We start from the raw sequence: 19,016 nt of genomic DNA on the forward strand, positions 1-19,016 counted from the left end.
TGGCGCGGGCAAACCCTATACAGATGAGATGAGAATTTTAAAAAAGAGAGAGTAGCGCCGAACGCATTCCCGGTGAGAATTTAGATGCATCCTCCTGATCGAGGTAAAGTTTCAAATCCTGCCGTAGTTGTTTCAAGGCACGGGTCATGTTGGCCTCCACAGCTTTCACACTAATTCCCAATTCTTCAGCAATATCTTTGTTAGTGTAATTGTTGAATCGGCTCAATTTAAACACCTCCCGGCATTGCGGCGTGAGCTTGTTAATCATCGACGCAATTCGGTCGGAAAGCTCTTTGTAAAGCAATATTTCTTCGGAAGTTTCTTCCAGCAGGTGTAAGCTCACAGAGGTCTGCAGCAATTCACTTTCGTCAATTTCCTGCATCCGGCGTTTGCGCTGGCGTAAAATATTCAGACAGCCGTTGCGCACCAAAATAAAGAGGTAATTTTTAACCGATTGCTCGGTTTGGGTGTAAATTTCTTTTTCCCACATCTTTATAAAGGACTCCTGCACCACCCCTTTGGCTTCATCATCGCGGTTCAAAAACTGCATGGCAACCTGATAAAAGAAATGGAAGTACCTGTTATACAGATCCTCAAACTTCTTTTTATTATGCACTTCTGAATTCAAGTAGACCATAAACCAGCGTTATTCTACAAATCTATAAAATCAACTACGCAAAAGATGCTGTAGCGGTAATTATTTCACCCTCAAAACTGCTGTAACCTCTTTATTTTCGGGACAAAGACCAAAAATATGATAAACGCTGCCGGATACATGCAGCCGGCATAAATCCACATCGGATCGTAGGAAAAAGAGGCAATGACCAGTCCGATGAGCGGATTAATGACCAGGGAGGAAATGGCTCCGGCCGAGCCCGAAAATCCAATAACGGTGGAGGTAAAATTTTTCCCGAACAAGTCGCTAATGGCAGTGATGTAATTCGTAATCCATAAGCCGTGTGCAAAAAACACAAGCGCCATGGTGGCTATCACCCATGTGGCTGAAGGCAATAGTTGCACGAACATCGCGGGCAGCGTCAACAGGGCTGCTACTCCCATGATGCTTTTGCGGGACTTGTTCAGGCTCCCCGTTTTTCGAAGTACAAAATCGGCAATGTAGCCTCCGAGCATATTCGAAATCCCAAGGGCCAGAAACGGAATCCAAAATAAATTTCCAATCTCGTATAAGCTGATTCCTCGGGCTTCGTTCAGGTATTTGGGAATCCAAAACATGTAAAAGTAAAAGATTGGGTCTAGCAGAAAACGGATCAAAATGAACACCCAAACTTCCTTAATTTTAAGGATCTGGGAGAAATTCTTCCAGAATTCCGTTTTTGTTTCTTCACTCGGAGCAGGTACCTCTGCCCGTTTTTCCTTCTTCGGAAGTAAAAACCAAACTGCCACCCAAATAAAACCAATCACACTGGTTGTAATAAACACTCCCCGCCAGCCGATGACATCGATCAGATAGACACACAAAGGCGGAGCAACAACAGCACCGACGGCCGAACCGCCAATTGCAATTCCGTTGGCCAGTGCCTGCTTGTCTTTCGGAATCCACTCGACCACCGCTTTGATGGCACCGGGGAAAGCACCCCCTTCACCCAAACCTAAAATGAAGCGAAAAACACCAAAATGGAAAGCACTGTTGGCCCAACCGTGCAACATAGTTGCCAGCGACCAAATACCTACCGATATCCCCAGGCCTTTGCGACTGCCATAACGATCGATCAACACACCGCCAACCGTGAACATGATCGCATAACTGATTAAAAAACCGGTATTAATAAATCCATATTCCACATCGGAAATGTGAAAATCTTCTTTGATCCGGATAATCGAGACCGACAAAACCTGGCGATCCAGAAAGCTCAGGGCCGTTGCGAAAAAGGCCATGACGACAATGATCCAGGGTAACCAATAGGTAATTTTTTTCATAGTTCGTTTTTTGACGAGTGACTGGTTTGAAAACGCGGGAACAGCCTAAAAAGGCAATTCAGGCATTAGCCTGACAAAAGCTGGTGTAAGAAAAAGAAGCCCGCAGAATCGCGGAGCTTCTAACCAACAAACTATTTACGAATCAATTACTCTCCAACACGAGCAGCAACACATCTCGTCCACTGAGGGTGCCTTCCAAATCGTCGGCTGTTGTTCCCATTTTCTTTTTATCCCACACGTTCCATATTTTATAATCGCCTTTGTTCTCCCAATCTTCAAAGTAGCGCGTCATGGCCCGTATGTTCCATTCGCACTTGTAAGGCCTTTCGTATTCGCTTCGGTTCAGAATAGCTACCGCCCATCGGTTTCCGGTGAGCTGCTTGCACCAAATATCAATGTCTTCATCTTTGATGTAACGGAAAGCCGATTTTCCCATGGGATCCTGATCAATGGCAATCAGATCCTCATTTTCCAGAATCTTCAAAATATCGGTTTCCATAGCACGCAGGTCATTTCCAAGGATCAGCGGGGCTGAAAGCATACACCACATAGTAAAATGCGATTTATTCTCCAGCATGCTTAAGCCGCCGTTGCCCACTTCCAGCATGTCCGGATCATTCCAGTGTCCCGGTCCATTGTAGGTCCAGATGGGCACCTGTTCTTCCAGGATGTTCATCCATCCGCGTGCTCCGGTTGATAAACGGCAATCGGCGCAATCCATAATATCGATGGTCGTGCGGTAAAGGTGACCCATTTCTCCGGCCCACAGCCAGGGCTCGGTGGAACCCCATTCACAAATACTGAACACGATGGGCCGACCGGCACGGTAAAGGGCATCGCGCATTGTTTTGTAGGATGCGCGCGAATCCTGTGTCCCATGAAAGCAGAAATCATATTTCAGGTAGTCCACTCCCCATTGCGCATAGGTCCAGGCATCCTGAAATTCGTAACCTCGACCACCCGGGCGCTTCATACAGGTCATTTCGCCGGCACAGGAATAAAGGCCAAATTTCAGCCCGCGCGAATGCACGTAGTCCGCCAGGGCCTTCATGCCTGAAGGAAAATTTATGGAGTCCACAACGATGTAGCCTTTTTCATCGCGGCCAATCTGCCAGCAATCGTCGAGATTGATATACTCATAGCCTGCATCTGAAAGCCCGGTGGCTACCATGGCATCGGCAATTTGTTTGATAACATCTTCATTAATCTTATCCCGGAAATAATTCCAACTGTTCCAGCCCATGGGCGGGGTCAGCGCCAAACCTTCAAACTTCTGCGCATAAAGATTTGCACCGAGTACCAGGGCCAAAATCAATACGACTATTTTTTTCATATTCTATCCTTTAAATTTTTAACATTCTTATTGTATTCCCATCTCATGCTGAATCTCTTCCAGCGAAATTCCTTTGGTCTCTTTCATTGAAAAAATCACCCACAGCAACTGCCCAACCATGCAGATTGCATAAAATGTAAAAGCGTAGCCACCGGAGAAATCGGCGATCAACGGAAAGGTCCAGGAGATAAATGCAGCGGCAATCCAATGTGTTGTGGTGCCCAGCGCCTGACCGCGTGCTCTCACGCGATTTGGAAAGATCTCGCTGAGGTAAACCCAAATCACCGATCCCTGACCAAATGCGTGAGACGCGATAAACAGGAACAATCCTCCCAATACGACCCATTTCCCCAAATTGCTGATGTCCGTATCGAAACTAAAAAAAGCCCAGGCTGTCGCACTTAAGCTGAGGATGTACCCGATGGAACCATAAATCATCAGTTTTTTTCGTCCTATGCGGTCAATAACAGCCATGGCTGCCAGCGTAAAAATCAGAAACACGCTTCCCACCCCGATGGTATTCAGCAAGGCTGAACTCTTCTCAAATCCAGCCATATCGAAAATGACCGGCGCATAGTACAGCACCGCATTAATGCCCGACAACTGGTTGAACAAGGCAAGCATGACGGCCAGGTAGATGGGAAAGCGATATTTGCGGGTAAAGAAAGGCTCTGTTTGCTGCTGGTTTTCCAGATGCAGTGAGCACTTTATAATTGCTATTTCGTTGGAAACACTGCCGGAATCGGAGCCACACATTTCAATCACCTGTCGGGCTTCCCCTTCCAAACCACGGGCAACAAGCCAGCGAGGGCTTCGCGGTGTGGTAAACAAAAAAATGAAGAACAACGCTGCCGGGATTGCTTCCACACCGAACATCCAGCGCCACTCAGCTGGCCCAATGTCCAGCGTCACAATCAGGTAATTCGAGAAATAGGCCAGCAACATGCCAAATACAATATTCAGCTGTGCCACAGCCACCATCCGCCCGCGGTATTGCGCAGGCGAAATTTCGGCAATGTACATGGGCGAGACCACCGAGGCTCCGCCAACGCCCAGCCCTCCAATGAGTCGGAACAACAGGAAGCTGTACCAATCCCAGGCCAGCGACGATCCCAGCGCTGATATAAAATACAGCAGCGCCAAAATAAAAAGCATAAAGCGCCGGCCGTAGCGATCGGTCGGTTTTCCGACAAACAAAGCTCCGATGATAGTTCCGATTAAGGCGCTCGCGACTGTAAAGCCCAGTTGTGCGGGCGTCAGTTGAAAAACCAACTCGAGCCAGCCGGTAGTTCCGGAGATCACTGCCGTGTCGAAACCAAACAATAGGCCTCCCAGGGCTGCCACTACAGCCGAATAAATTAAGGTGCGTTTCATAGGCTAATTTTATCCCTGGATGTGCCCGGGTTTGACGGGGTTTCGATAGATTGATCCGGCGCGAAAAAACCAATCGGTAGTGGAATCCGCACTTCCTGCCGGGGGTGTAAGTATCTTGCGATACTCGGCAGGTACAGGCGGTTTTCGTGTAATCAGGTCTAAGGGTACAGCGGAATTTTCGTTAACCACAGCCCACTGTTTATTGCCCGGATGGATATTGGTCCAACAATGGTCGCATGGCAGAAAGTCGGGACGAGCCACGTACAACTTCTCGCCACGCTCCAAAATTACCGGCACCAAACCTTTGTTTTCTCCTGTCAGCGCTTCAGGAATATAAAACTCATCGGCCATTCGTTCGCCTCTGATCCGGGCATCTTTTAAATAGCTTCGTTGCTGATTCACCGGATGGTTGAAAGCCTCCGGATCGATATAGGTGCATACCCGGCTGTGCTTCGAGTCGGTAAGCATGGTAAAATCTTCAAACTTAGCTGGAATCATATCAATGTAGCCGCGTTCAAGCCAGAGGCTATCCGGGGTTCGCGCAGGACCCGAAATCATCACATAGGTCCAGTCCTTGCTCCAACTTGCGTTGGGTGGAAGAAATCCATTGATCACCGAACTTGCATCAATGGTTCCCATTGGCACATCGTGGCCCCCCGAATAAACGATTGGATCAAAAACGAACACATTGTTATGCGCATGCCGCGGTAAAAAAGGCGTGACCAGCCCTTTGTTACACACCGCATCGTTAATCCCGATATAAATGGCCAGAATTGTTTCTGACACAGACGGAATCAGGTGCGCCAGCTCGATCGTCTCCATTCCCTCTCCCCCACACATATACTGCGGAAATTCATTCATCAGCATGAACGACTCCGCCAGAAAATTTCGGTATTCCTGCTCCGGCAGCGCACTTCCGGCAGGTAGGTTTAGTTTTATTTCTAAGTCAGTTATCGGCATCGTTTAGTTTGTAAGAAGTTTGTATACAATTCGTTGCTTGTAGGTTTGTCCGGGCTTCAGTTCTATCGACTGAAAATTGGCTTTGTTCGGAGCATCGGGATATCCCTGGGGTTCAAAACAGAATGCCCCGTATTTCGTGTAGATTTTATCCTCCTTTCCGGCAACATCATCTAAAAAATTACCGGTATAAAAATGCACGCAGGGCTGTGTCGTCCAGACTTCCAGCCCAAGACCGCTCACGGGGTCCAGCGCTGTTGCAGCCAACACCAACTGCCCTTTCCCCGACGAAGGCAATACGTAATTGAGATCGTAGCCTGTATATTTTGCTGACGCCATTTCGGCAAGTCGGGAGCCGATGGATCGTTGTTTCCTGAAATCGACCGCACTTCCGTCAAGCTGCTTAATTTCTCCCGTGGGAATGAGTTCTTCATCAGCTGGCGTATATTTTTCAGCGTTGATCTGTACCAATTGATCCAGGACCGTTGCGTTTCCGGCGCCGGCGAGGTTAAAATAACTGTGATGTGTAAAGTTGACAATCGTTACTTTGTCGGACGTTGCCCGGTATTGAATTCCCAGCTCATTCGCTTCATTTAGCGTGTAAACGACTTCACAACTCAGATTGCCGGGATAGCCTTCTTCCCCGTCCGCACTCAAATAAGTCAACTTCACGCCCACCAAATCATCCTCTTCAAAGCTTTTACCGGACCAAACGACTTTGTTGAATCCTTTCAGTCCTCCATGCAGATGGTTTGGCCCAAAGTCGGGCAAGGTATTTTTCGCCAGATTGTAAACGGAATCGTTGATCGTAACCGCCGCCGTTCCGATGCGATTGGCAACGCGGCCAATGGTTGCGCCGAAGTAATACGGATCCTTCTCATAAGCCGCCAGATCATCATAACCCAAAGCGATGTCGTGCATTTTCCCATTTTGGTCGGGTGCAACAATTCTTCGGACGATTGCGCCAAATTCAATAATTTCGATCTCGACTCCTTGTGAGTTTTTCAGTACAAATGCCTGTACTTTTAGACCATCACCCGTTGTGCCAAAGTCTTTTGTTTTCACCAACATACTTTGCTTATCGTTTTTTGTTGACACGGTCATTGCTGCAGAAAACAGAATGACCAGGCCAAGCAGTAGTATTAGCTCATTAATTTTCATGCTCTCCCGCCAGCTTTATTTCTATATCCATCTGGTTCCACCGGTAATTCATCTCATGCATTTTGCCTTCTTCGTTGCGCATGGCATCAGACCAAATCAGCACCATGTGCGTGCCATCCTTGCTAATCCATTTCGGAGACAGTTTGGGTTGATAAGTCAAATTATTGGGATCGTCGGCAGTCCATGAATCGTTGTAGTAAAATTGAGTCCACGGACCGTAAGGCGTTTTGGCGTACCAAAAACCTAAACTGCCTGACTTCGAGTGCATCGGGCTTTTGAAGTAATCTTCTTTATTGGGCGCATAGCCGGTTCCGGCGTAGGTTCCGCCATTTACCATGATGTACAAGCCCAGTCCTTCGTTCCATACCACCGATGGAAGCCAACTGTACCAACCAAAATATTCCCCGGCATCGTTCTTTTCAGGAAACTCAAAAGCTGGTTTAGCCTTTTCAAACTCGCCGGTCCATTGGGCTTCGTCTCCGTTCCAACCGGCAAAAAACTCCCAGTTTGACCGGCTGTCAATGTCATTACTTTTTACCCGGGCCATCAGCAATTGATGCGACCGCAGCCCCGGCCCGTAGATGTAGATGTAGCCATCGGTAGAAGCACTGTGGTTTTTACCTTGCTGGGCAAACGAGCAGAAAGTAAAGGGGTGCACAAAACGACCGTTGACCGTATCGCCATATTCTTCCAGAAAGAACATATCCTCGGCCGAATCTGCCTCTTTGGCATCCTCGTCCCAGGGATCAACTTTACGGGCTTCACCCGCCTTGTTGATGCGGTACCAGCTTTGGCCATTGTCTTCGGATTTCAGCAACTTGAATCCTTTAAAGGGAATTCCCCAGCGCTCGCGTGGCGTCCGGGAAACCGCGGAATATAAAGTTCCATCGACAGCACACACGCCATATCCAAACCAGCCTTCGCCTTCCTCGCTGAACTTGGGATATCCAGGGATGGCATCCCGGCTAAAATCGTCTTTGCCGCCACGAATTCGATACAGGTTGTTGTGGTAACTTTTTCGCTCGTCCTGCAACCAGTTGCCATCATCCATCGAAGTAATCTGACTGTCGTCGGCAGCCCAGGTAATACACCAGTTATCGCCTCGTCCTTCCGGCCGGGTTAAACTCTCCAGTTTGAAGGCCACATCCACGGGTATTTTTTCGGTATTTGTACAAGCATAGGCATGAACCAGGATCACCAACACCGCCATTATCTTTCTCTTCATCATATCAGTTTAGATTTTATTTCGCCCCATTTCGTCAGGCTTTGTCTAAAAACACCATAGGGCATCGCTACCCTATGGTGAAAGTTGATTTTTTTTGAAAATGCTATTGGATCACTAATTTTTTCTGGTCGACATACGGACCGTTGTAGAGCACAAAAATATAGAAACCAGGATCTAACGATTCCACATTCAGCGTAACGAGCATCGAACCGTTGTACTCCAGTTGAAAGCTTTCTACCACGAGCACCCGGCCGGAATAATCGTATATGCGGATAATCGCATCCGAATCCGGATCTCCCTTGCTAACTTCCAGAGTGATATTCGGCTCGGAACAGGGGTTGGGGTAAATTTTCATGGTTGGTGAGGGCGCATCAATTTTAATGTGAGGCGTTGCCGGCGACAAAGAATTTAGCGAGCGGGCCGCTACGAGTAAATCGTCGAAGCTTGCTCCATCATTTTTACTTCCATAGCCCACTTGCCCGCCTTGAAAGCTGTCGTCGTTTAAGAAGGCGATTTGCTCGTCCTCCAGAAAAACAGTAATCGAACTTCCGATTCGAATCACTTTCAGTTCGTACCATGTATCTGCCTCAACCGACAAGGCCAGATCGTAAAGTTCCGTGGGAACATTATCGACCACTTTAAAAATACCCATGGTATTTCCGTCGTTACTTTCATTCAGTGCGATGTAGTAGAAATTCTGTTCATCCTGGTAATTGAAAACCACTGCCGCGTCATTCCACGCACTGGAGGTACCGGTAATTTTCAGCAGTGTACTCAATTCAAAATCACCTTCGATTACCGTATTGTGAATCGCCAGGTTCCCCAGTAATCCGGCACTGTTGTTTCCGGGAGCCGTCAGCACAAACTCGCCATCTACGAAGTTCCATTCTCCACCCGAAACCAGAGTGAAGTCCCCGATATCGGCTGTAAAATTCTCATCGATTAAGTATTCCCGGTAAATTTTATTCACCGCTACATTGCAAATTGCTGTCATCTGCCCGTCCTTCGAAGTGGCAAAAATACGGGTGTTGCCTGCGGCGATGCCCATCACAATTCCATCGGCATTAATCGTGGCTATTTCATCATTTTCTGAAGTCCAGATGACCGACTGGAAAGTCGCATTGTCAGGCAACACAACCGCGCTTAAGCTGTCGGTTTCGTACTCTTCCAACTCCAGCGTTTCTGTCGACAATTCAATAGCCGAAGCAGGAACCGGATGCCCGAGTACGCGCAATTCATTCAAGCTAATCCACGAACCGTAGTAGCCCGAAGCGCCGGAGCAAGTGAGGCGAACATAGCGTGCCTGAACCGAGTCTGCATCGGCTATGGGTTGCGTACTCTCCGTATTGGCCGAGCGGTCAATCCGTTGCTCCCACTCACCATCCGCGGTTTTGGTTTCGATCAGGTACTGGTACGCCCGTCCGCGATAAGTATAAAGCTCGAAGCTCGAAATAAGGTATTCTGCGCCCAAGTCAATTTCCACCGATTGCGGGTAGCCCGAGGCCGACCAACGCGAGTCATCTGCCGTGTTTGCATTGACCAGATTCACCGCCGGATTGGCTGGCAGATCTTCAGCAGTGGCTGTAATCGGTTTCATCAGCGCCAGGTTGTAATCGCCGTTTGGCTGATTCACGATGACCAGGCAGGAATCCGTATAACCGCCGTCTTTGGTGGTGGCCCTGATGTATGCAGAACCTCCGGTAAGCCCCAAAACCAAACCGGAATCATCTACATAAACAACCGTGGTATCGCCCGATAGCCAGTTCACCAGCTGATTTGAGGCATCTTCCGGAACTATTCCCGCGCTTAGTTGAAAGCTCTCTTCAATATCAATGGTGACCTCTTCAGGCGTCAGGCCAATCCCTGATACCGGAACATTGTCTCCCATAAATTCATAAGCACCAATATCGTATCCGTTTCCGTGCGGGCGCTCATTGCCTTCCAGGTCATATTCCGGAATCTCCTCCGCGTCGCTCCCGTTGTCAATGGCCACATTACCGGGCTTCAGGTGCAAATCAAAATTCTCTGTGTCTTCAAAATAATTTGAAAAATCGCTGTTAGCAATCACCAGGTTATTCGCCACCGTCCCAACATTGGCATCCAGCGACAAAGCGGTACAAAGGTTATTGGCGATCAAATTGCCACTGGCGGCAGTCCCGTCTTTGTGGGCAGTAACCTGAATCCAGGTAGGACCGGGTGAAACGGTATTCGGATCGATCACCGTGTTGTTTACCACCGTACAATTGATCGCGCCATAGAGCGAAATACCGTGATAGGTATCGGAAATAACCACATTGTTTTCGACCACCCAATCGGTAAACAAGCCGTCGAAACAACCGATTCCCTGGAAATCGCCCTGCAAATTCTGATTCGGGTCGGTGGTGCTGATAATCGTATTTCCGCGAATCACAACACCAACCGAATTACCGGTTCCCACATTTCCGTCATCACCAATGGTGTACACCTGAATTCCGTCGTCGTGATTATCATCAACCTTATAGCAGTTTTTGATGGTGTTGTACTGGAACACGTTGTAACTGCCCCGAGCCTGGATCCCGTCTCCACCAATATTCTCAATGGTGTTGTACTCAATGGTGTTATTATCGGCTCCGGTGTACAGGTAAAATCCGAAATCGACATTTTTCAGTTCACAATTCCGGATGGTGTTGTAATCGCCGTAGCAATACACGCCAACACAGTAATTTGCCAACCAGTCTTCGGCTGTCGCCCAGGGCTCCGATGCCGAATACAAAAGGCAGTTTTCAATGGTATTGTGCTGTGAATTCTCATCGAGATTGATCAATTTTTCTTTCGAATATTCCGGCGCTGTTTCCGGGCTGACGGTCAGATTCGACACTTTCCAGTTACTGGCAGATACAAAAGAAATATTCTTTAAGCTGGGTTGCTGCCCTTCCAGCGAAGTAATAAAAACGGTGTCCTGATTCAAGCCGGTAATGACGGGCGATCCATGGTGACCGTTCAGCAAATAAATCACATCATTGGCGTCGAAGGCCTTTCCCGATTTAAACACATCTTCCAACGAAGCCCAGGGGCTATCGCTGGTTCCGGGGTTGGTCATACTACCGTTTACCGGGTCGCAGTAATAGGCGTCCTGCCCATCGTTGCCCGATCCTCCATCGGGGCTGTCCGAAAAAATCAGGCTTGGTGGGATAACACCTTCTTTACTCGAATAGGCATAGTAACCGGACGCATTCACCCCAATTATTTTCAGCGATAAAATGCCATCCGTTTCATTCGCTACAATCTCGGAAAGGTCAATATCAATGTAGCTATTGGCCGCGTCAACGGCATACTGGCTAATCATTTCGGCCACTGCCGGACGGTTGTAATAATTCAGTCCATCCTCGGTCCAGCTATCGTCATCAACGCGGTAAAGAATGTTGTCGTCGCTCAAACTGGCAACCGTCACATACAATCGCAAAGTTGCATAGGCATAGTCGGTCGTGTAATCGCTTAAGTCGAATTTCAGGTAGGTCTCGCGATGGATGTAAGTTGAAGTGTTGTACTTAACCGCCAATTCGGTCGCTGTACCGTAGTTGGTACCTGCAAAACTACTTCCCCGAACAAAGGAATCGGCCAACGTATAAACAACTTTTGTTGCTCCGTTTGCCGCTAAAAAACCGGTAAGCGAAATACAAAGGAGGAAAAGCTTGAACATCACTTGTCTCCCCCTAAAAAGTCGATTTTCTTTCATAAGCATAGATTTTAGTTTTGGTTAATTTTGGAAAGTATAGGCAATACAATGGCTGGTTTCAGCGTGCAAAAACACCCTAAAACGCGCATTGAAAGCACCTCATGATCACTTATTCAATTTGCTCTTTAAAAAGAAGTGAAACCGGGCTGGTCAGCCCCGAGTCCAGAAGCGGCACCTCGGCCCACGGGATGTAAATTTTGTTTAAGCCCTTCACGTGCGTGGCTTCAATGTTGGTGCTGGTCGTTTGGCGCCCGCTTAAGGCATCTCCCGTCAGGCGGTTCGACCAGGTATTGGCCACTTTCACAATCAACTCGTTGTCTCCGGCTTTTAGCACTTCCGAAATATCGAATTGATACGGCGCGGTCCACGAAATCCCCAGGTGCACACCGTTGAGCCATACATCAGCAATTTTTTCCACTTTACCGAGGTCGAGGTATATTTTCCCATCAGCAATATTGATGGAGTTGATATCATGTTGAAAGACTTTCCGGTAGGTCGCAATGCCCGAATAGTATTTAATGCTGTCCACATCAGAGCTGGTCCAGCTTTTCAATTTCGGCCACACAATCCAGTCCGTCCCCTCACAAGTATCGGTCAGGAACAGCTGCCAGGCACCTTCAATTTCGATCCTTCTTATGTTTTCCGAATGATTGGAACTTAGTATTTTAGCATCCGAACTCTTTGCTCCGTTCCCCGGTTTGAATACCACCAGGCTGGAGGCAAAAGGAGCCAGATCAATTGGCACAGTAGTTTTGCCAGCCTCAACAAGGTAGTCGGTCACCGGCTCAATTTCACCGTTCAAAGGATTCCAAAGCTCGGGAGTTCCCGTTCCGTTCCGAAAACTACACCGCTTGGAAACCCACTGATTGCTCGTATTGCGAATGAAGTAAAAGGCCAGATCGCCCTTTTGGTAATGAATGAAGTCGAGCTCACCCATACTTTGTCCGGCATAGCTAAAATCCGGCGCCAAGCCGATCGAGGCGTAAATGTCAGTCAAATCTGCTCGGCTGCTGCGTTCCAAAACAGAAGGTTTGCGCGATTGATCCCAAAGTTTATCGCGTAATTGATAGTCCGATTTTGTTGGACTTTTGCCCTTCAAATTAGCAATGGCCATCGGTTTTTCACCAAGTACCACAGCCCCTTTATCCACCAAATCGGATAGTTTTTGCAGCACTTGCGGGTTCATTGAAGGGCTGTCCTGCAATACCAGCAACTTAAATTTAGAACCGGTCGGGAGCAGAATTTCCCCCTTCTCCGTTGTCGCTTGCAGCAAAACATCGGTGTTGACGATTTCATAGTCGTAGCCGGCACCAGCCGTAAACCGACTGTTTTTATGGCCGCCATAATTGGGGATCTCGTCACCGTAATAATACAGCACATCTGCGCAAAACTCCGTTTGCTGAAACAGGTACGACAAGCGAGCCAAGTAGTCATTGAACGGGCGCACCATGGGCCACCAAACGCGTTTATCGTTGTAATGCGTTCCGGCATGATATACAATTCCGGGGAGTCCAGAGCCTTCCGGATTATGAGTGAACCCGTGAACAACCACCCGATTCATTCCTTCGCAAAATGCCTGATCGGCCAGCGGTTTCATGTCTGCAGGCGCTTCCTGCCAATGTTGAAAAGTAGTGAATGCTTCCTCTTCAACAACCGGGCGCCCGTAGATGTGTGAGGCGGCAGAAACCTCCTTCACTACCCGTAGAATATCAATTCCGTCGGCATTCAGACGATTGTGGTTAATCCAGAATTCGCCGCGCGGCCGATCGAGTGCGCCCAGGGCTTTCAGCGGATCAACCGGCACATTGTGCAAAGGCAATCCCGGCCCGCCGGCTTCCGAATTAATTTCCAGGCCATGCGCGTTGGCTATTTTCTTTGCCTCCCGGTAAAAATTGCTAATCATCAATTCCGATAAGGTTCGCTTGAAATCAGCGAGGAACTGTTGTGTTTGCTGATCGTCGAAGAGATTTGCATCAAAAAGTGCCGGCAAGTAACTGGTAAGCTCGTAGTCGTTCACTTCCGTAAATTTGGCTGGCAAACTGGGTGTCCACACATTTCCGGTAGCCTCATAGCTCGCCAGGTACAGGCTTTTCAGTGCCGATTGTTGCAGGTTCCCTAAAACCTGTTCCAGCCGCCCCAGCATGTAGTTGAAATGAAAATCGGTCGCCTCCGCATCAAAGTGGTCAATGATGGGGCCTTTCGAATTCTGACTCGGCATTTTCAACTGTTCGCCCGAAACAGAGCACACAAATCGTTGCACGACCCAATCGCCTTTCGGTTTTGCCCAATTCAGCATTTCGGATTCCGCATTAAAAAAAGCGGTCACATCAATCACCTCCTCCGGACGAATCGCTCCCGTTTTCCGATCGGGATAGGCTACCACAGCCACTTCGCTGTAATATTCCGGTTTACCATCGGCTCCGTATTTGATCAGCTTCAAACTCCCTTTGGAATCTCGTTTTGGAATTTCCGGAAAGGGAAGTTTTACGCCCGTTGACGCTTCGTTGGAAGCAGATAAGCGTACTTCGGTGCGATAAATGGATTTTGCCGCGTACCGGCTGTTCACCCAGCTCCCACCGGCATTCCAGCTGCTGGCCATATTCAGCCCCACTTCCATCTGCTGGCGACCGGCTTCTTCTATTGCAATCTGGATGGAATGAAGCGATTCGTCGCTGAAAAAAGCAGGTCCGGCAGCAACCATGGTATCCGACGGAGGGACACCAATTTCGAAAATGTCAAAACCGGCAATACCGGCTTTTTTCATTTCACCGATTTCTTCAATCAGCCGGCGGTTGTCCACCTGCCCATTCAGCCACCACCAATACACTTTGGGGCGCGCCTGGACTGGTGGGTTCTTAAAGCCATCGGCCAAGGCAGAATAGGGATCGGACTGGGCCGCCACACTTCCCGGCAAACTCAAAAAAAGGGCGCAAAATAAAACCGAAAACAGACTTCTCATGAGATTAGATTTTTACAGGTAGCATTCCAAGGTTTAGTCTTGCGAAATGAGCACCGACTCCAGGTTCAGGTAATTCGCGATTTTTTGAATGGTTTTGGCGTGATGGCCAATGCAAAGTGCAAAATGGTGGGTTGGCCCTTCACTCATCCAACGGGTAAGGAATGTTTTAATATCGGGTTTAAAGTAGCCGCGGGTATTGGTGTTTCCGGTTGGCGGGATGGGCCCTTTCACCGACTCGCCCTCCGCAATAATGAATTTGAAGCTTCCTTCGTATGTCGAATTGATCGACAGCATGGTAATTGGCCCTTCCTTGATTTTAAACTCCACACCGGCGCCACTGCCCGGCTTTCCGTGGTACCGGTCTAGGCTCCGTAGTACGGGCTTTCCGTCGGCAATCGCCACATTGTGCGGGCCATCGTGACCAACCAGCACAAATCCGTCGTTGAAATCGATCGGGTGCAGTTCAGCAAAACTTCCACCCAATCCCAGGCGATCCATGATCATCAAAGCAACCAGGGTTTTTAAGTCCGATTCACCACACATGGGGAAACCGCTGGCCGTTAGCAGCGAATTACCGACAATCAGGTTCGTCATCACTTTCCGCAGTTCGCTTCCTTCCGGGCCATCATAATAGTAGGCCAGGCCGTCGAGTTTTGTCTCTTCCACAAACTTTTTCAGCGCCAAGCTCACTTTAGCCGCAATGGACAAATCTTCGGGTTTTAACTTGGTTGAAATAGGGTCCGAAACCGGGTCGGGCGTATCAAAGAAATCCAGAATCCGGGCTTCTTCCTCTTTCACCTCATCATCCGTAACCTTCTGAAAACAGCTAAACAGCTCATTGGCTTCACACTCTACCACATGGCTACCAAACTTGGCGGTCAACATGGTGGCATCGGTGTGCATATCGAGCATGGCATTTAGCGGGTGTCCCAGGTGCCCCAGCTGTGCATTTTTTAGGGTATGAAGCACTTTGGCAATTGCCACATATTCGAGAATCTGCGCATCGGCTTCCGGGTCGTCCTTCAAACAACCAATAATCACGTCCGGCACTTTTTTTCCCATCCGTACAGCCACCGCGCCAAACTCAGGCATGGCGCATATGTCGTCGTTCATGAGCTGCATATAAGTCGATGCTTTGGAATAGTCCATCGCTTTTAGCGGCTGAAGCGCAACCAATATAATCGGGATGTTCAAGGTTTTAATGATGATTCCGAAGGTACCCGAAGTCGCATAGGTAACCATGTTACAGAAAATCAAATCCAGCCCGGCGCCCTGCAAATCTTTCACTTTACGGTAGGCCGTTTCGGGGTTGTCAATCATTCCAAAGTCAATGATTTCCGTATCCGAATCCGAAATTTTCGATTTGAATTGCTCATGTTTCGCCAGCATGTCTTCCAGCAATCCGTCGAACTGAGGCCAATAACGATCATAGCCAACGCAAAATACTCCAATTCTGCATTTGCCTTTTCTTAACTTTTCTTGCATTAGTATAGTATTCAGGTTTAATACATACTAAAAACAACTTGCCCATTGAGCACCCTACATGTAAATCCGAATTTTACGCAATCATAAAAAAAAGGGAAGAAATCCGGGGCTTCACTTACAATCGATACGATAAAACAACATTACGGAGTATATCACCCCAAATTAACAAATAAACCATTTCTGCAAAGCTGAAATCCAAGGAGGAAGACGATCCTAATTAATATCCCGAAAAGTCTTCTAATTGCTTTTCTATCTACACCTTACATCTCTAAAAACCACAACACTCACAAGCTAATTACTTGCTAAATTTATCTTTATTCGGTCTTAACCCGCTATGTCCGTTCAGATTATTTTTGCAAAAACGAAAGGCGCTCCGTCAATACGGAGCGCCTTTCCAACTGCAAATGATATTTTGAATTACTTCAAGTTCACTTTAAAGAAGGATTCCAGTTTTTCGAAGGGGATCACATCTATTTTGTCATACAAATCGGTGTGCACAGCACCGGGAATAATCATCAATTCTTTGGGCTCGTTCGCTGCGGGATAGGCATCTTCGCTAAAGTAGCGGGAGTGCGCGTTTTCACCGGCAATGATCAAGATTGGTCGAGGTGAAATTTCATGGATATAGGTCAGCAAGGGCATATTCATGAATGACAACGGATTGGTTGCGGTCCATGATCCGTTGGAATTGATCGAACGAGGGTGGAAACCTCTTTCCGTTTTGTAATAGTTCACGTAACCTTGGACAAACTCCGGCTCGTTACCTGTTAATTGCTCCGGCTCAGGCAGCCCAGCCTGGCCGTAAGCTGGTTTTCCGTTTTCAGCATCTTTCCACCGTTGTTGGCCCAATTGTTCCAGCATTTCTGAACGTTGCTCTGCTGTCATTGAATCAAAATACCCTTTCGCTGTTACGCGAGACATGTCGTACATGCTGGCTACAGCAACCGCTTTTACGCGTTTGTCCGCCGCAGCAGCATTTAGTCCCATACCGCCGAATCCACAGATGCCCATGATTCCAATTTTCTCACGATCTACAATTTCCTGTGTTCCCAGAAAATCTATAGCCGCACTGAAATCTTCGGTGTTGATATCCGGAGAAGCGACATTGCGAGGTTCGCCACCGCTCTCCCCTGTAAATGATGGGTCGAATGCCACAACCGCAAAACCGCGTAGAGCAAACTGGTTGGCATACAACCCGGATGATTGTTCTTTGACCGCTCCGTAGGGGCCGCTAATTGCCAATGCGGGCAATTTTGCGATTCCCCGGTTCTTGGGAAGATATAAATCGCCGGTCAGGGTAATTCCGTAACGATTTGTAAAATGTACTTTTTCGCGTGTAACGTCATCGCTTAATTCAAATGTATAATGTTCTTCGGTCTGTTTCATGTCTTTAGCTTCTTTTGCATGCAATGAGGTCAACATGGTAATTGACATCATCGCGATTAATGCAATTGTTTTCATTTAAATTGTTTTCTGTTTCTGAATTTTGTCTAATTGTTTCGATTGCTGCTGAATTGCACTTGTTGTCCTAACTTACTGTACTCTTCGTCGGTAACCGGCCCCAGCCATTCATTGGTTGAACCTTCCACAGGAACCGATAGCGCCACATGCGCAAACCAGCTATCCTTCGTGGCCCCGTGCCAGTGATTTACTCCGGCTGGAATATTGACGACATCGCCCGGTTTCAGAGCTTGAGCCGGTTTTCCTTCTTCCTGGTACCAGCCGGTGCCGGCAGTACACAGCAAAATCTGTCCGCCTCCATGGTGAATGTGCCAATTGTTGCGGCATCCGGGTTCGAAGGTTACGTTGAAGGCAGGAATACCTTCGAGCGTTAACACGGCCAGGTAACTTTGTCCAATAAAGTACTGGGCGTAGGCCTCATTTTTATCTCCCAGTGGAAAGGGTTGTTTAAACTCACTCATTGTTTTATCTCCTATTTTTTATTGTTATTCGTTTTCGGGCACGACCTCATTGATACAATTTAATGCATTGAGTGTGCGTGGGAAGCCCATGTAGGGCAAACATTGGGTAACGGCTTCAATCAGGGTGTTTTTGTCGTTTCCTACCTTTAAGTTTCCAACCACGTGCGACTTAACCTGACTTTCGCAACCGCCCAGGGCACTTAAAATACACAGCGTTAAAAGCTCACGAGTTTTCAAATCCAGGCATCCGCGGGTGTAAATATCACCGAAACAAAATGCCGAGAGGTAATTCTGAATATGTTTCTGATTTTCGGGCGCAGTTTGACGCATTTGATCAATGACATCGCCAAAGATGCTTTTTTGTGTTTTTAGCCCCTCGTCGAAACGAGTTTCTTCGGTTACCGTTTTCTGGCTTTCCACCGGAAGCGAAATCCCCAGCATCTTAAAAATTTCGTTGGCCTGTTGAATGGCATTCAAAGTTTTCGGAAATCCCAGGTATGGGATGCATTGGTAAATAGTTTCTTTGATTTCGACTGCCGAAGCACCAACATTAAGTGCCGCAAAAACATGTGCTTTAAGTTGATCCAGGGTCTGATTCGTGGTCAAAACCAACAGGGTTATCAGTTCCCTTATTTTATCGGATAAACGACCTTGGTAAAACACTTCACCGAAAATAAAGCGGTTCAGCATTTCCTGAATATCCGGATCTGTTTCCGCAAGCGGACCAGTGTGCTTACCAAACAACTCTTCGTATTTCCTATCGCTCAATTCTACCCTATTCATAACAATTTTCGTTTTAATTCTTTGATGTTGACATCCACAGAATAGCTTGCATAACCAGTAATCGGCGTTGTCAATCGGCCGGTGAAAATCAACAATACAAAGTTCGGTATTAGGCAATTAAGGAGAATACCAGAATAACGGATTTACTTACCACTTTTACCGAA

Annotated in this window: 13 protein-coding genes; all 13 read right to left on the reverse strand. The window is 47.7% G+C overall.

The window, feature by feature from the left end; translation table 11 throughout:
• Positions 1-37: 37 nt before the first annotated feature.
• The 13 genes from BC643_RS16995 to BC643_RS17055 all read right to left on the reverse strand — a co-directional run bounded on the left by BC643_RS16995 (position 38) and on the right by BC643_RS17055 (position 18,852).
• The gene (locus tag BC643_RS16995; protein WP_120274466.1) at positions 38-637 is read right to left on the reverse strand and encodes an RNA polymerase sigma-70 factor; all 600 of its coding nucleotides are present in this window, start codon (positions 635-637) and stop codon (positions 38-40) included.
• 71 nt (positions 638-708) lie between these two features.
• Complete coding sequence (locus tag BC643_RS17000) at positions 709-1,938, reverse strand: MFS transporter (protein WP_120274467.1); 1,230 nt, start codon at positions 1,936-1,938, stop codon at positions 709-711.
• 142 nt (positions 1,939-2,080) lie between these two features.
• On the reverse strand, positions 2,081-3,271 hold the full coding sequence (locus BC643_RS17005; RefSeq protein ID WP_120274468.1) for an alpha-galactosidase: 1,191 nt from the start codon (positions 3,269-3,271) through the stop codon (positions 2,081-2,083).
• 27 nt (positions 3,272-3,298) lie between these two features.
• A complete protein-coding gene (locus BC643_RS17010; protein ID WP_120274469.1) occupies positions 3,299-4,645 on the reverse strand; it encodes a sugar porter family MFS transporter in 1,347 nt (448 codons plus the stop codon).
• Between the two features lie 9 nt (positions 4,646-4,654).
• Positions 4,655-5,605: a hypothetical protein gene (locus BC643_RS17015; protein ID WP_120274470.1), complete on the reverse strand. Its 951-nt coding sequence runs from the start codon at positions 5,603-5,605 to the stop codon at positions 4,655-4,657.
• 3 nt (positions 5,606-5,608) lie between these two features.
• The gene (locus tag BC643_RS17020; protein ID WP_120274471.1) at positions 5,609-6,763 is read right to left on the reverse strand and encodes an aldose epimerase family protein; all 1,155 of its coding nucleotides are present in this window, start codon (positions 6,761-6,763) and stop codon (positions 5,609-5,611) included.
• Positions 6,753-7,991, reverse strand: coding sequence for a DUF4185 domain-containing protein (locus BC643_RS17025; protein ID WP_147377254.1), 1,239 nt, complete (start codon positions 7,989-7,991; stop codon positions 6,753-6,755). The genes BC643_RS17020 and BC643_RS17025 overlap by 11 nt, the downstream gene beginning before the upstream one ends.
• A gap of 100 nt (positions 7,992-8,091) precedes the next feature.
• Positions 8,092-11,703: a CBM96 family carbohydrate-binding protein gene (locus BC643_RS17030; protein WP_170154599.1), complete on the reverse strand. Its 3,612-nt coding sequence runs from the start codon at positions 11,701-11,703 to the stop codon at positions 8,092-8,094.
• 109 nt (positions 11,704-11,812) lie between these two features.
• Entirely contained in the window at positions 11,813-14,662 is a 2,850-nt protein-coding gene (locus BC643_RS17035; protein WP_120274474.1) for a glycosyl hydrolase, read from the reverse strand.
• Positions 14,663-14,695: 33 nt separating this feature from the next.
• Complete coding sequence (locus tag BC643_RS17040) at positions 14,696-16,147, reverse strand: L-fucose/L-arabinose isomerase family protein (protein ID WP_120274475.1); 1,452 nt, start codon at positions 16,145-16,147, stop codon at positions 14,696-14,698.
• Between the two features lie 417 nt (positions 16,148-16,564).
• Complete coding sequence (locus BC643_RS17045; RefSeq protein WP_120274476.1) at positions 16,565-17,608, reverse strand: alpha/beta hydrolase; 1,044 nt, start codon at positions 17,606-17,608, stop codon at positions 16,565-16,567.
• A gap of 29 nt (positions 17,609-17,637) precedes the next feature.
• Entirely contained in the window at positions 17,638-18,069 is a 432-nt protein-coding gene (locus BC643_RS17050) for a cupin domain-containing protein (protein WP_120274477.1), read from the reverse strand.
• 24 nt (positions 18,070-18,093) lie between these two features.
• Positions 18,094-18,852, reverse strand: coding sequence for a carboxymuconolactone decarboxylase family protein (locus tag BC643_RS17055; protein ID WP_120274478.1), 759 nt, complete (start codon positions 18,850-18,852; stop codon positions 18,094-18,096).
• Positions 18,853-19,016: the final 164 nt, after the last annotated feature.

The sequence above is a fragment of the Mangrovibacterium diazotrophicum genome, assembly GCF_003610535.1.
GTDB lineage: Bacteria > Bacteroidota > Bacteroidia > Bacteroidales > Prolixibacteraceae > Mangrovibacterium > Mangrovibacterium diazotrophicum.